Below are 762 nucleotides of genomic sequence, written 5' to 3' on the forward strand. Positions count from 1 at the left end.
GGCGGCGCTGTCGGTGTCGTCGGTCTACGCCGCCCCGCAGGACCTGGAGGGGGTGCTCTATCTGGCCATCTCGCAGTCGGGGAAGAGCCCGGACCTGCTGGCGGCCGTCGAGGCGGCCAAGGCCGGCGGGGCCTTCGTTGTGGCGCTGGTCAATGACGAGAGCTCGCCGCTGGCGGCGCTGGCCGACGCGGTGCTGCCGCTGCACGCCGGACCGGAACTGAGCGTCGCGGCGACGAAATCCTACATCGCCGCCCTCGTGGCCATCGCCCAGCTGGTGGCGGCCTGGACGGGCGATGAGGACCTGACCACCGCCCTGAGCGCTCTGCCGCAAGGCCTGGCGGCCGCCTGGGAGCGGGACTGGAGCGCCGGGATCGCGGCGCTGTCGGGCGCGACCAACCTCTATGTCCTGGGGCGCGGCGTCGGTTTCGGGATCGCCCAGGAGGCGGCCCTGAAGTTCAAGGAGACCTGCGGCCTGCACGCCGAGGCCTTCAGCGCCGCCGAGGTGCTGCACGGCCCGATGGCCCTGGTGAAGGACGGCTTCCCGGCTCTCGTTTTGGCCCAGCAGGACGAGACCTACGCCTCGACGCTGAAGATGGCGCAAGGCCTGGCCGAGCGCGGCGCCACCGTGCTGCTGGCCGGCGGCGAGGTTTCGGGCGCGACGACGCTGCCCTCCGCGTCCGGCCATCCGCTGCTGGAGCCGATCCTGCTGGTGCAGAGCTTCTACCGCATGGCCGCCGGCCTGTCGGTGGCGCGCGGCTACGA

Annotated in this window: 1 protein-coding gene; it reads left to right on the plus strand. The window is 72.7% G+C overall.

The window, feature by feature from the left end:
- Positions 1-762 (plus strand): SIS domain-containing protein (locus AC2YHT_RS25660; protein WP_487292614.1); only part of this gene is annotated, 762 nt, incomplete at both ends.

The sequence above is a fragment of the Caulobacter sp. SRI_008 genome, assembly GCF_057586355.1.